This window comes from Komagataeibacter sucrofermentans DSM 15973, assembly GCF_040581405.1.
GTDB classification, from domain to species: Bacteria; Pseudomonadota; Alphaproteobacteria; order Acetobacterales; family Acetobacteraceae; genus Komagataeibacter; species Komagataeibacter sucrofermentans.
Map to the genome: position 1 here is coordinate 722,351 of NZ_CP137157.1, position 13,853 is coordinate 736,203.

Annotated in this window: 10 protein-coding genes; 5 read left to right on the forward strand and 5 right to left on the reverse strand. The window is 64.3% G+C overall.

The genetic code is table 11. From position 1 onward, the window contains the following. From R5N89_RS03435 to R5N89_RS03450, 4 genes are all read right to left on the reverse strand, one after another. Entirely contained in the window at positions 1–3,300 is a 3,300-nt protein-coding gene (locus R5N89_RS03435; RefSeq protein ID WP_110567235.1) for an efflux RND transporter permease subunit, read from the reverse strand. Continuing rightward, entirely contained in the window at positions 3,297–6,473 is a 3,177-nt protein-coding gene (locus R5N89_RS03440) for an efflux RND transporter permease subunit (RefSeq protein ID WP_110567237.1), read from the reverse strand. Before R5N89_RS03440 ends, R5N89_RS03435 begins: the two co-directional genes overlap by 4 nt. Positions 6,474–6,536: 63 nt before the next feature. After that, a complete protein-coding gene (locus R5N89_RS03445; protein WP_110567239.1) occupies positions 6,537–7,751 on the reverse strand; it encodes an MdtA/MuxA family multidrug efflux RND transporter periplasmic adaptor subunit in 1,215 nt (404 codons plus the stop codon). A gap of 180 nt (positions 7,752–7,931) precedes the next feature. Then, positions 7,932–9,320, reverse strand: coding sequence for an MFS transporter (locus tag R5N89_RS03450; protein WP_110567241.1), 1,389 nt, complete (start codon positions 9,318–9,320; stop codon positions 7,932–7,934). Positions 9,321–9,498: 178 nt separating this feature from the next. Between R5N89_RS03450 and R5N89_RS03455 the strand changes: the two genes are divergently transcribed. The 4 genes from R5N89_RS03455 to R5N89_RS03470 all read left to right on the forward strand — a co-directional run bounded on the left by R5N89_RS03455 (position 9,499) and on the right by R5N89_RS03470 (position 13,018). After that, positions 9,499–9,801, forward strand: a complete 303-nt coding sequence (locus R5N89_RS03455) for a CsbD family protein (protein ID WP_110567393.1) — start codon at positions 9,499–9,501, stop codon at positions 9,799–9,801. Between the two features lie 155 nt (positions 9,802–9,956). Further along, positions 9,957–10,610 (forward strand): ribonuclease HII, encoded by a 654-nt coding sequence (locus tag R5N89_RS03460; RefSeq protein ID WP_110567243.1) that lies wholly within the window; start codon positions 9,957–9,959, stop codon positions 10,608–10,610. 7 nt (positions 10,611–10,617) lie between these two features. Further along, entirely contained in the window at positions 10,618–11,721 is a 1,104-nt protein-coding gene (locus R5N89_RS03465; protein ID WP_061271341.1) for a site-specific DNA-methyltransferase, read from the forward strand. A gap of 22 nt (positions 11,722–11,743) precedes the next feature. Continuing rightward, positions 11,744–13,018, forward strand: a complete 1,275-nt coding sequence (locus tag R5N89_RS03470; RefSeq protein WP_110567245.1) for a DNA adenine methylase — start codon at positions 11,744–11,746, stop codon at positions 13,016–13,018. 105 nt (positions 13,019–13,123) lie between these two features. On the opposite strand, the gene R5N89_RS03475 is transcribed toward R5N89_RS03470, so the two are convergent. Then, the gene (locus tag R5N89_RS03475; RefSeq protein ID WP_110567247.1) at positions 13,124–13,720 is read right to left on the reverse strand and encodes an ankyrin repeat domain-containing protein; all 597 of its coding nucleotides are present in this window, start codon (positions 13,718–13,720) and stop codon (positions 13,124–13,126) included. On the opposite strand from R5N89_RS03475, the gene R5N89_RS03480 reads away from it, so the two are divergent. Next, entirely contained in the window at positions 13,719–13,847 is a 129-nt protein-coding gene (locus R5N89_RS03480) for a hypothetical protein (protein ID WP_265001365.1), read from the forward strand. The genes R5N89_RS03475 and R5N89_RS03480 overlap by 2 nt on opposite strands. Positions 13,848–13,853 lie beyond the last annotated feature (6 nt).

Here is a 13,853-nt window from a genome sequence, read left to right on the forward strand (position 1 = left end):
TCAGGAATCCTGCTGGTGGGAAAGACGATGGCGTCGGGACAGCCGTCCATACAGCCGGTTGAAACGGTCGCGGCAGGCTACCCCCATATGATCGAGATAGAGATAGACAACCGGCGTGGTATAAAGCGTGAGCGCCTGGCTGACGAGCAGCCCCCCCACGATGGCGATGCCCAGCGGGCGGCGCAGCTCCGAGCCGTAACCATGACCGAAGATGAGCGGCAGCGCGCCAAGGGCTGCTGCGAACGTGGTCATCATGATCGGGCGGAAGCGCAGCAGGCAGGCGGTGCGGATGGCCTCGAGCGCGGTATGGCCTTCGTCACGCTCGGCGGTGATGGCGAAATCAACCAGCATGATGGCGTTCTTTTTCACGATGCCGATCAGCAGGATCACCCCGATCATCGCAATCAGCGAGAACGCCTCCCCAAAGAACTGCAGCGCCAGCAGCGCGCCCACCCCGGCTGAGGGCAGGGTGGAGAGAATGGTCAGCGGGTGCACGTAGCTTTCATACAGGATGCCCAGCACCATGTACACTGCCGCCAGGGCGGCGAGGATGAGCAGCGGCTCGTTATTGACCGATTTCTGGAACTGCGCGGCATTGCCCGCAAACGCGCCCTGTATGTTGTCGGGCATGTGCAGGCGCACCATCTCCTCATTGATGATCTGCACCGCCTGGCTGAGCGAGACGCCATTGCTCAGGTTGAACGAGACCGTGCTCGAGACCGTCTGCCCGTCATGATTAATGCTGAGCGCGGTCTTGGTGGGCTTGAGGGTGGAGACCAGCGTGAGCGGCACCATGGATTCCGAATTGGTGGAAACCGCCGAACCGGTCGAGGCGCTGTTGCCGCCCGCCAGCTTGTTGGCCACCTGATTGCGGAAGGACTGGGCACTGAGCTGCGCGGCGGTATTGCCGGTATCGGCCTTGACGCGGATGGTGTTGGACTGCGTGCCGCCGCCCGCCGTGCCGCCCGCAACACTGACCCAGACCTGCTTGAGCGTGGTCGGGTCCGCCCAGAAGCGGGGCTCGACCTCCATCACCACGCGGTACTGGTTCAGCGCATTATAGATGACCGAGGCCGAACGCTGGCCATAGGCATCATAGAGCGTGTTTGACACAAGCTGCGGCGTGATGTTGAGCCGGCTTGCGGTATCGCGGTCGATCTGCACGTCAAGCGCCGAGCCGCCCTGAAGCACGTCCGATGAAATATCGGACAGTTCATGATGCTTCTGCAGCGCCGAGACCAGAAGCGGCGTCCATTTGTACAGATCCTTCGAGGAATCGGAATGCAGCGAATACTGGTAGGCCGCATTGCTCTGCCGCCCGCCAATGCGCAACTGCCCCGGCGCCGAGGCATAGAACGTCGCCCCCACCATGTTGCGCAGCCGGTGCGAGATGCGGGCAATGGTCTGGGCGGGGGTGTCGTTGCGCTCCGACTTGTCCTTGAGGGTGACGAACATGTTGGCCTGGTTGGAACTGCCGCGCCCGCCCATGAAGCCCATGACATGCGCCACGTCCCGATCCGCGATGATGGCGGACTGCACGGTATGGACCTGCGCCTGCATGGCATGGAACGAAATCGACTGATCCCCCATCAGGTGGCCCATCAGCATCCCGGTATCCGATTCAGGGAACAGGCTCTTGGGCATCTTGATGAACAGCCCGACCATGATGGCAATGGTGACAGGCAGCGACAGGATGGTGATGCGCCGGTGCGTGATCGCCCATTCCAGCGAGTGGGCATAGCCCTGCTGGGCGGCGTTCAGCCCGGCTTCCAGCCACAGCCCGAGCCGCCCGAACATGCCCTTGCCCGTGGTGGGTTTTTCATACTGCCTGAGCAGGCGCGAGGTCATCATGGGGGTGAGCGAGAGCGACAGCACCATGGAAATGACGATGGTGAGCGACATCGTCATGGCGAATTCATGGAACAGCCGCCCCGCCACCCCGCTGAGCAGCAGGATGGGCAGGAACACCGCAATCAGCGACACCGTAATCGACAGCACCGTGAACGCCACCTCGCGCGTGCCGAGCAGGGTGGCCTGCAGCCGGTCCATGCCCGCCTCCATGTGGCGGCTGATGTTCTCCACCACCACGATGGCGTCATCCACCACGAAGCCGGTGGAAATGGTCAGCGCCATGAGCGAGAGATTGTCGATCGAATACCCCATCAGCTTCATCGCGCCAAAGGTGGTGATGATGGAGGTGGGCACGACAATGGCGGGAATGATGGTGATGCGCGGCGAGCGCAGGAACAGAAGCACCACCAGCACCACCAGCACGACCGACAGCACCAGCGTGAACTGCGTATCGGCCAGGGCCGCGCGGATGGTGGTGGAGCGGTCCATGAAGTTGCCAAGGTCCACATCCGCGGGCAGGGCGGCGCGCAGCATGGGCAACTGCGCGCGGATCTGGTCATTGGTGTTGATGATGTTGGCCCCGGCCTGCGCGAAGATGATGGCCAGCACGCCGGACTTGCCATCCACGTAGCCCGCGTTGCGCACATCCTCCACGCTGTCATGCACGTAGGCTACGTCTTCAAGCCGCACGGGCCGGTTGTCATGGTAGGCCACGATCAGGTCGCGATAGGCCTGGGCGTTATGCGCCTGGTCATTGGTGGACAGCACGAAGCGGTTGTCGCCCTGGTCGATGAAGCCCTTGGGCGTATGTGCGTTGGCCGAGGCGAGGGCCGCGCGGATATCTTCAAACCCGATGCCGAATTTGTACAGTGCCAGCGGGTTCATCTCTACCCGCACGGCAGGCAGCGAACTGCCGCCAATCTCGACCTGGCCCACGCCCTGAATCTGCGAAAGATGCTGCTGCAGCACGTTTGATGCCAGGTCGTAAAGCTGCGGCGGCGTGCGCGTGCGCGAGGTCAGCGCCAGGATCATGACCGGCGCGCCGTTGGGGTTGGCCTTGAAGTAGCTCGGGTTCTGCCGCAGCGAGGAAGGCAGGTCGGCATGGGCGGCCTGAAGGGCGGCCTCAACATCGCGGGCAGCGCCGTTGATGTCGCGGTCAAGAGAGAACTGCAGCGTGATCCGCGCCTGATTGGCCGATGACTGCGAGGTCATTTCCGTCAGGTCCGCAATGGCGCCCAGATGCCGCTCGAGCGGGGCGGCCACGGAACTTGCAATTTCCTCGGGCGAGCCGCCGGGCTGCTGCGCCTGCACCTGTATGACCGGAAAGTCCACATTGGGCATGTCGGCCACCGGCAGGGTGGTATAGCCGATCACGCCGCCCAGGATCAGCGCCACCGTCAGCAATACGGTGGCGACCGGCCTGCGCACGAAGATGGCAAGCGGATTCATGCAGAAGCCTGCGGGCCGGGCTGACCATCAGGGTCGGCCTCATCCGTTGTGCCAAAGCGGCGGGCCAGCTTCTGGCTGATCCCGTCCATGAGCAGGTAGATGACCGGGGTGGTGAACAGCGTGAGCAGCTGGCTCACTGCAAGCCCGCCCACGATGGCGATGCCCAGCGGGCGGCGCAGTTCCGAGCCGGTGCCGGTGCCCAGCATCATCGGCACCGCGCCCAGCATCGCGGCCAGCGTGGTCATGAGGATGGGGCGGAAGCGCAGCAGGGCGGCGTGGCGGATGGAGTGCAGCGGCGTCATGCCCTCCACCCGTTCGGCCTCAAGCGCGAAGTCGATCATCATGATGGCGTTTTTCTTGACAATGCCGATCAGCAGCACCAGCCCGATGATGCCCATCACATCCAGCCCCGATCCCGTCAGCCACAGCGCCAGTAACGCCCCGATGCCAGCCGAGGGCAGGGTGGACAGGATGGTGATGGGGTGAACAAAGCTCTCATACAGGATGCCCAGCACGATATAGACCGCCACCAGCGCTGCGAGCACCAGCCACGCCTCGTTTGACAGCGAACTGCGGAAGGCCGCCGCCGTGCCCTGGAACGAGGTCTGGAAGCTCGAGGGCAGGTGGATGTCCTTCGCCGCGCGCTCGATCGCATCCGTAGCATCCCCCAGCGCATAGCCGGGCCTGACGTTGAACGAGACGGTGGTGGCCGGGAACTGCCCCACATGCGTGATCAGCAGCGGCGCGGTATCCTGCGTTACCGTGGTGACGGATGCGAGCGGCACCAGCCCCGACGTGGGCGAGCGGGTGGGGCCTGATGTGCTCTCGCCCGCATTGCCGCTGATGCCCGGCAGGTAGATCTGGCTCAGCGAGCTCATGTCCTGCTGGAAGGAGGGCGTGGCCTCAAGGATCACGCGGTACTGGTTGGACTGGGTGAAGATGGTCGAGATCTGGCGCTGGCCAAAACTGTCATACAGCACGTTGTCGATGGTCTGCGGCGTGATCGAGTAGCGCGCGCCCGTGGTGCGGTCGAGATCGACATGCGCCACGAGCCCTGCCGCCTGCAGGTCCGATGTTACATCCGACAGCGCCTTTTCGTGCTGCAGGCGGGCGATGAATTTCGGCACCCAGGTGGTGAACTGGCTGTAGTCGGGGTTTTCAAGCAGGAACTGGTACTGCGTGGCGGCGACCGAGGTATCGAGCGAGAGATCCTGCACCGGCTGCACGTACAGTTCAGCCCCCGGTATGTCGGCGGTTTCCGCCCGCAGGCGGGTCGCGACCTGCTGCGCGGTAGCCGAGCGCTTGTCCACCGGCTTGAGGTTGATGAGGAAGCGCCCCTGGTTGAGGGTGACGTTCTGCCCATCCACCCCCACGAAGGAGGACAGGCTGGCCACGTCCTTATCGCTCAGGATCCGGTCGGCAAGTTCCTGCTGGTGGCGCTTCATGGCGCTGAACGAGGTGGACTGCGCCATGACCGATATGCCCTGGATCACGCCCGTGTCCTGCACGGGGAAGAACCCCTTGGGAATGATTACCGCCAGCACGCCGGTCAGCATCAGTGTCGCGCCAAACACGCCCAGCGTCAGCCTGCGGTGGCGCAGCACGACGTCGAGCGCGCGGCCATAGCCCTCGATCGTGGCGACCGTCCAGCGCTCGATGGCGGCCGACCACGCGGGTTCGGCATGTTTGGTGTCGTGTTCATGCAGCAGGCGGGCGCACATCATGGGCACCAGCGTGAGCGAGACCACGGCGGAGAGGATGATGGTGACCGCCAGCGTCATGGCGAATTCATGGAACAGGCGGCCCACCACATCACCCATGAACAGCAGCGGGATCAGCACCGCGATCAGCGATACGGTGAGAGAGATGATGGTGAACCCGATCTCGCCCGCGCCCTTCAGCGCGGCCTGCATGCGGGTGTCGCCCATTTCGATGTAGCGGGCGATGTTCTCGATCATGACGATGGCGTCATCCACCACGAAGCCCGTGGCGATGGTGAGCGACATGAGCGAGAGGTTGTCGAGCGAGAAGCCGAACAGGTACATCACCGCCAGCGTGCCCACCAGCGACAGCGGCACCGACAGGCTGGGGATCAGCGTTGCGGGCACGTTGCGCAGGAACACGAAGATCACGCCCACAACCAGCACCAGCGCCAGACCAAGCTCGAACTCCACATCCTCCACCGAGGCGCGGATGGTGGTGGTCCGGTCGGTCAGCGGGGTGATGGTGATGCCCGGCGGCAGGGATTCCTGCAGGCGGGGCAGGGCGTATTTGATGTTGTCCACCACCGCGATCACGTTCGCGCCCGGCTGGCGCTGCACGTTCATGACCAGGGCTGGCGTGCGGTTGGCCCAGGCGGCAAGCTCGGTGTTCTCGGGGCCGATCACCACGCTGGCCACGTCGCGGATGCGCACGGGGCCGTTGTTCTGGTAGGCGATGACCTGGTCAAGCAGTTGCTGCACCCCGGTGATCTGGCCATCAATGCGCAGCGTGGTCGCGCGCTTGGGGCCATCGAACGTGCCGGTGGGGGAGTTGATGTTCACGTTGCCAATGGTGGTGCGCAGCGTATCGAGATCAATGCCGAACGAGGTCAGCTTGGGGATGTTGACGCGCACCCGCAGCGCCTTGCGGTTGCCGCCCGAAAGCGTGACAAGCCCCACGCCCGAGATCTGGCTGATCTTTTCGGCCAGGCGGGTATCGACGTAATCCTCCACTTCCGTCAGCGGCATCGTCTTGGACGAGATGCCAAGGGTCACGACCGGCGTATCGGCGGGGTTGACCTTGGCATAGACCGGCGGGGCTGGCAGGTCGGTGGGCAGCAGGGAATTGGCCTGGTTGATCGCGGCCTGCACTTCCTGCTCGGCAATGTCCATGGTCATGGTCAGGCCAAAGCGCAGGGTAATGACCGACGAGCCACCCGATGAGCGTGATGTCATCTGCTGCAGCCCCGACATTTCGCCCAACTGCGTTTCAAGCGGGGCGGTGACGGAGGTGGCCATCACATCGGGGCTGGCGCCGGGGTAGAAGGTCTGCACCGTGATGGTGGGGTATTCCACCTCCGGCAGGGCCGATACGGGCAGGAAGTGATAGCCCAGCAGCCCCGCCAGCAGGATGGCCAGCATGAGCAGCGTGGTCGCGACCGGACGGTGTATAAAAAGGCGGGAGGGATTCACGCAGTAATCTCCGGCAACGCGCAGGGCAGGTCAGGCAGGGTGGCGGGCAGGCGGGCGCGCACCCTATTCCTTGCCCTTCTGCACGGCGGCGGGGCTGTCAGGCTGGGGAATGCTTACCTTTACCCCATCACGCAGGTGGTCCACGCCATCGGTCACCACGCGCTCGCCTTCCTTTACGCCGTCTGTCACCACGGTCATGGTGTTGTTGGCATGGCCGGTCTGGACGTTGCGCACCTCGACCGTGCTGTCCGCCTTGACAATATAGACGAACTGGCCGTTCGGGCCGTTCTGCAGGGCATTGGTGGGCACGAGCAGGGCATCATGGTCGGTGCTGACCAGCATGCGGGCGTTGACGAACTGGTTGGGGAACAGTTCTTCTTGCGAATTGGGGAAGATCGCGCGCATGCGCACCGTGCCGGTCGAGGTATCGATCTGGCTGTCGAGCACGCTGGCCTGGCCGGTTGCGATCTTGTTGAGGTTGGCGCTGTCCCAGGCATCGACCTCGAGCGGCGTGCCTTCGCGCAGGCGGGTGGCGACGGGGCCGATATCATTTTCGGGCAGGGTGAAGATGACCGAGATCGGCTGCATCTGCGTCAGGATCACGAGGCCATTGGTCTGGCCCGCGGTGATGTAGTTGCCCATATCGACCTGGCGGATGCCCACGCGCCCGTCAACGGGGGCCACGATATGGCAGTAGGTGATCTGGAGCTTCTCGTTATCGACAAGGGCCTGGTCGGCCTTGACCGTGCCTTCGAGCTGCTCGACCTTGTACTGCTGGTCCTTGGCCGTCATGGCGGCAACGCTGTTCTGCTGGATCAGGCGCTGGTAGCGGGCGTTATCCACCTGGGCGGCCCTGAGCTGGGCCACGTCCTGCGCCAGCTGGCCTTCGTACTGTGCCAGCAGCACCTCATAGGGGCGCGTGTCGATCAGGGCCAGCAGGTCGCCCTTGTGCACGTGCTGCCCCTCGGTAAAGAGCACCTGCATCAGGTAGCCATCAATGCGCGACTGCACGGTAACGTTGGTGATGGGCACCACCGTGCCGAGTTCCGTCAGCACCACGGGCATGTCGCCCCTGCTTACGGCGGTGACCGCTACCGGCTGGTCGCCGCCTGCGGCGTGCTTCTTTTGGGTGCCGCCATGGGGGCGCAGGAACGCGACCGCCAGGATGACCGCCAGCGCCCCGCCCGCCAGGTAGAGCACGCGCCGCCCACGGCGCGGTCGGTCGGTCGGGGGCGTGGGTGTGGCGGTGGTGCGGGGCGGGGGGGGCGTCGTATCCATGCGGTCGGGGTTCTGCCTGCTTGCTGTCGGATGGGGACCGGTGTGAATGACCGGGTCGTTATGAAAAAAGCGTAGGGTCAACCCTGGGATGGCCCAGTATTAACATGGCGCGTGAATGGAAGAAGTTATCGAATGTAACATTCTGTGCAGCGGGTGGAAGGGCCAAAACCGGACCATGTTTCATAACCGGTTCTTTTGTGCGGCGGTGTGGTCATGACCACTCACCGCCGCCCCCGCGCTGGGTGAAAGCCGCAGCAGAACGGGCAGCGCGATCGTGGCGACAATACCGCACAGGATAAAGGTCAGGCGGTAATCCCGCATCTGGAGCGATGGCGGCAGAACCAGCCGCGCGGAGGTCAGCGCGCCTGCCGCAAAGCATATGCCCAGCGTGAGCATGACCTGCTGGGCGGTTGAATAGAGGCTTGTCGCCGCCCCCATGCGCGCAGGCGGCATGTCGGCATAGGCGATGGTGTTGTAGCCGGTATAGACCGTGGTCTGCCCCATGCCATGCACGGCCAGCAGCGCCAGCAGCACGACCGTGCCCATGGCGGGGTTGTACAGCGCCAGCAGCAGGCACACGCAGGGCAGGGTGAGGCTGCTGGCGCACATGACGGCACGGTAGCCCCGGGCGCGGTACAGCGCGGGTGCGGCAAAACGCATGACCAGCGCGCCCATGGGGGCGATGAAAGTGATCAGCCCGCTCTGCGCGGCACTCGCGCCAAAGCGGGTCTGGAGCAGGGAGGGCAGGAGAAAGATGATGCCCCCGGTGGCGATGCGCGTGCACGCCCCCGCCATGACCGAGATGCGGAAGGTGCTGACCCGCAGCAGCGACAGGTCAAGCACCGGATGCGCGACCCGGCCCGCGTGGCGGATATACGCCACGCTGCACACCGGCGGCAGTACGAGCAGGGCGCAGGCCACGATGCGGGCCGTGCCGGAATGGGTCAGCAGTTCCAGCCCGAAGATCAGCCCCGCCAGCCCCAGCGCGCACCACGCGTTGCCCCTGAGGTCAAACGGTGGGGGATGGGGCTTGCGCACCTGCGGAATGAACCGCCCGATCAGCCCGATGGCCAGCAGCCCGAGCGGGATGTTGATGTAGAACACCCACCGCCATGACAGCAGCGAGGTCAGCACGCCGCCCAGCACCGGGCCGGCCATGGGCCCGATGGTGGCGGTGAGCATGACCCACGCCATGGCCGACATCAGCTCCGACTTGGGCACGTTCTGCAGGATCACGAGCCGGCCCACCGGCACCATCATCGCCCCGCCCAGCCCCTGCACCAGCCGCGCAAGCGCCAGCACGGGCAGGTTGGGCGCAAGCCCGCCAAGCAGCGAGCCGCCAAGGAACACGATGATGGCCCAGCGCAGCGTGACCCGGTTGCCAAACCGCTCGGCAATGCGGCCCGAGGCCGGGATCAGGGCCGCAAGCCCCAGCATGTAGACCGTAAGCGTGATGCTGGTCTGGGGAATATCGACATGGAAGTCCGTTGCCATGGCGGGCAGCGCCGTGGTCAGCGCCGTGCCATCGATCTGTTCCATCATCATCAGGCTCGACACGATCAGCGCCATAAGCCTTTTGCGCCGGGGCGAAAGAGGAGGCATGTCGGCGCCGGGCGCGGGCCGTTCGGTTTGGGCTGTCGTCAAGGGCGGCATCATCATGCATGATAGTAAGGGGTACGGAACCGTATGCGCCATCGTGGCGTTATGGGTCCACGCTACAGAACAGCGATATTACGGAGTGTGAATGATGTCGGAAGACAAGGCAAAAAACATCGAGACCAAGGGCGAAGGCATGATCGATGAAGGCATTGGCCGCCTGAAGGACGCCGCTGGCGGCCTTACGGGCAATGTGGGCATGCAGGCCGAAGGCAAGGTCGACCAGCTTTCGGGCATGGCGCGGCAGGAATTTGCCGATCTGTATGATGAAAGCGAGGGCAAGCTCGAGCGCGCCGTGACTTTCGTGCGCGAACGCCCGCTGTTTTCCCTCGGTATCGCGGCGGTGCTCGGCACCATCCTGGGGCTGATTTTCATCCCCCGTCGCAAGGGCTGATCGCGGGTCGAGTCGTTTTTTTTCATTTTAAGGGACTCGATGAGTCCACAGCATCTTGCACAACCGTGCATAAAAATGGTTTCCATCCTTCCAGAACATGAATCTGGTGCGAATCGGGCCTGAACCCCGATTCGCACCATGACGGGAAGGACTGGATGCCGGATTACACGCTTGAGCACGCCCATGGGGGACGGGTCGCCGGTGTCGATGAAGTCGGTCGCGGCCCGCTGGCGGGTCCGGTCGTGGCAGCGGCGGTCATGTTCCTCTCGGGCGTGCCAGGCAACCTGGCCGACACGCTTGATGATTCAAAAAAGCTCAGGCCAAAGGTCCGGCAGCAGCTTTACGATACGCTGCATGACACCCCTGATGTCCTGATCGGGGTGGGCGCGGCCTCCGTGGCCGAAATCGAACAGCACAACATCCTGCGCGCGTCATGGATCGCCATGCAGCGCGCTGTCGGTCGCCTGCCGCAATGGCCCGAACTGGTTCTGGTTGATGGTAACGCCGCGCCCGATTTCGGGTGCCCGGCGCAATGCGTCGTGGGCGGCGATGCGATCAGCCTGTCCATTGCCGCGGCCTCGGTCGTGGCCAAGGTCGTGCGCGACCGGGCCATGGAGCGCCTGGCCCGGCGCTGGCCCGCCTATGGCTGGGAGCGCAATGCCGGTTACGGCACGCCCATCCATCGCGCGGGCCTGATGGCCCACGGCGTCAGCCCCCACCACCGGGCGGCATTCGGCACGGTGCGCCGCATCATGCAGGCTTCCGGTCCTTCTTCCTTACATTCAAGCGCGGAGCAGCCATCATGCTGAACAATTCATGAGCGGTGCGGTAATGATGGAATTGCCCCTTGACCAGGTGCTGCGTGGCGACTGTGTCGAGATGATGCAGACCCTGCCCGCAGGGTCGATCGACTGCGTGTTCGCCGATCCGCCATACAACCTCCAGCTCAAGGGCGAGCTGCGTCGCCCGGATGACAGCGTGGTTGATGGCGTGGATGATGACTGGGACAAATTCGCCGACCTGCGGGCCTATGACGAATTCACCCGCGCCTGGCTGACCGAGGCGCGGCGCGTGCTGCGCAAGGATGGCACGATCTGGGTCATCGGCTCGTATCACAACATCTTCCGCATCGGGGCGATTTTGCAGGATCTGGGGTTCTGGATTCTTAATGACGTGATCTGGCGCAAGTCCAACCCCATGCCCAACTTCCGTGGGCGGCGCTTCACCAACGCGCATGAAACGCTGATCTGGGCGGCGCGTGGGCCAGACAGCCGCTACCGCTTCAACTACCAGGCCATGAAGGCGCTCAATGACGATGTGCAGATGCGCTCGGACTGGTACCTGCCGCTCTGCACCGGCGGCGAGCGGCTGCGCAACGAACATGGCCTGAAGCTGCACCCCACCCAGAAGCCCGAAAGCCTGCTGCACCGCGTGCTCGTGGCCTCGACCAATGTAGATGACGTGGTGCTCGACCCCTTTACCGGCACCGGCACCACCACGGCCATGGCGCGCAGGCTGCGCCGCCGCTTTATTGGCATCGAGCGCCACCCGGACTATGCCGAGGCCGCGATTGGCCGCGCCCGGCGCGAAAAACCCGTGCCGCTGGACAGCGTGCTGACCACGCCCGCCCGGCGCGAAAGCCCACGCGTGCCCTTTGGCGTGCTGGTCGAGCGCGGCATGGTGCCTGCGGGCACCGTGCTCATGGACCGGCAGAAGCGCGTGCGCGCCACCGTCTCGCCCGATGGCACGCTGGTCAGCGGGCGGCACCGGGGCTCCATTCACAAGATGGGGGCGACACTGACCAACGCGCCCTCGTGCAATGGCTGGACGTTCTGGTATTTCGAGCACGAAGGTGAACTGGTGCAACTCGATACGCTGCGCAGCGAGATCCGGGCGGAGCAGGCAGCCGTCGCGTCCTGATGGCGGGGGAAGGCAGGGTGGCATGAACCGGTGCCCCGATCCTGACGGGCCGCATGGCCTGCCCAGCATGGAATGGAGCCCGGCCCGCCATGCCGCGCTGCTGACCGAGGATTACCTGTTCAGCCAGCTCATTCCCTATATCGGCAACAAGCGAAAGCTGCTCGGCCTGATCGCGCAGGCCATCGCGGCCACGGGCGAGGCGCCACCCCGCACGGACTTCATCGACCTGTTTGCAGGCACCGGCGTGGTATCAAGGCTGGCCAAGCAGCTTGGCTTTCGCGTGCTGTGCAATGACTGGGAGCCCTATAGCGAGCAGATCAACCGCTGCCATGTGGCCCAGTCGCGCGCGCCGGTCTTTCATGGCGGGCGCAGTTATGAACAGGTCATGGCGGAACTCAACGCCCTGCCGCCCCTTGAGGGCTGGATCACCCGCCACCTGTGCCCTGATGATGACGTGCATTATGACACCGCGCGCGACCGGATGTTCTACATGCGCAAGAACGGCATGCGCATTGACGCCATCCGCACGCAGGTTGCGCAGTGGGAACACGATGGCCTGCTTGATGCCGGACAGAAGGCCTGCCTGCTGGCCCCGCTGCTGTACAGCGCCAGCTACAACAGCAATACCAGCGGGCTGTTCAAGGGGTTTCATCGCGGCTGGGGCGGGCGCACGGGCACGGCGCTGTACCGCATCGCCGCCGACCTCATGCTCCGCCCGGCGGGTTTTATTGATAACGGGCATGAGCACAGGGTGCTGCGCATGGATGCCCATGCCCTGGCCGCCAGCCTGGCGGGGGAGGTGGGGGAAGCGGCCATCGCCTATATCGATCCACCCTACAATCAGCACCCCTATGGCGCCAATTACCACGTGCTCAACACCATTGCCCTGTGGGACAGTCCGCCCGTCGCGCCAAAGATTACCGGGCGCGACAAGGCGGCCATACGCCAGGACTGGCGCACCGAGCGCCGCAGCCCCTACAACCACCGCAGGCAGGCGCTTGCGGCCTACCGGCACCTGCTCTCGGTGCTTGATACGCGCTGGATCGCCACGAGTTACAGCACCGATGGCTTCATTGCGCTCAAAGACATGCTGCGGGCCAATTGCGAGCGCGGCGCGGTGCAGGTCTTTACCCGCCCCTACAAGCGCTATCGCGTCAGCCGCCAGCGCTATTCCGCACGCCCCATGACGCTGGAATTCGTCGTGCTGACCAACACCCGCCGCCCGCCACAGCGCACGGCCGATGAGATCTGGCACGAAATCACCACTCTTGAGGCCAGCCTGAACAAGGTGCCCTGAATAAAGATGTTTCTGGTGAAGCTTTTTTCAAAAAGCTCTGGAAAGGCTGCCGTACTTTAAAAAGCAGCCCCTGATGTGCCCGTATTTCTGTCAGTGCCGAGGGGTTTAGCTGCCGCCAAAGCCCAGAAACCCGATCGACGGGTCGGCATGGCCGCCCGAGGCATCATAGCGCCGGTCGGGCGAGGCGGTGGTCGAGGCATGTTTGGGCATGGTCAGCGGCGGGGTGTCGTCCGCGCCGCTTTCAAGGTTGTTGGAGGCGAAATGCGGGTCCGCGTCCGAGAAGGTGCGCATCGACAGCAGCAGGAAGGTAATGTCGTTACGGTTCAGGTCGATGGCCATATCAAGCGGCGTCTGGCCAAGCTGGTTCTGGGCCGTCATGTCAGCACCGCGGTTCAGCGCTTCCTTCGCCGCGCCAAGGCTGCCACGGTTGATGGCATCGAACAGCGCATTGGTCGGGTTCATGTCGGAATTGGCGTGGCCGTGCTCTTCCTCGCGCGATTCAGCGCCAGGCAGCGCCGCTGGCGGGGCTGCGGCCTTGGCCGCGCGGCGGGCCTCGGCCTTCTTGGCGGCCTCGGCGGCGTCAGCCTCGGCTTCAGCATCTTCGGCATCCTGCGCATGTGCCACATGCAATGGCATGCACATGGCAGGAAGGCCCGCGAACAGGGCGGCAACAAGAAGATATATACCGGATCTGGAAATCATGTCCTGTCCCGAGAGTGAGCGTTCAGCCAGCCGCGCAACAGCCCTGCGCTGCCTGCCGGTTCTGCTGATTACCGCAAAATCGTGGTGGATGCGACGATTAATCCACTTTCCCGCCACCGCTGCCTGAAAAGCC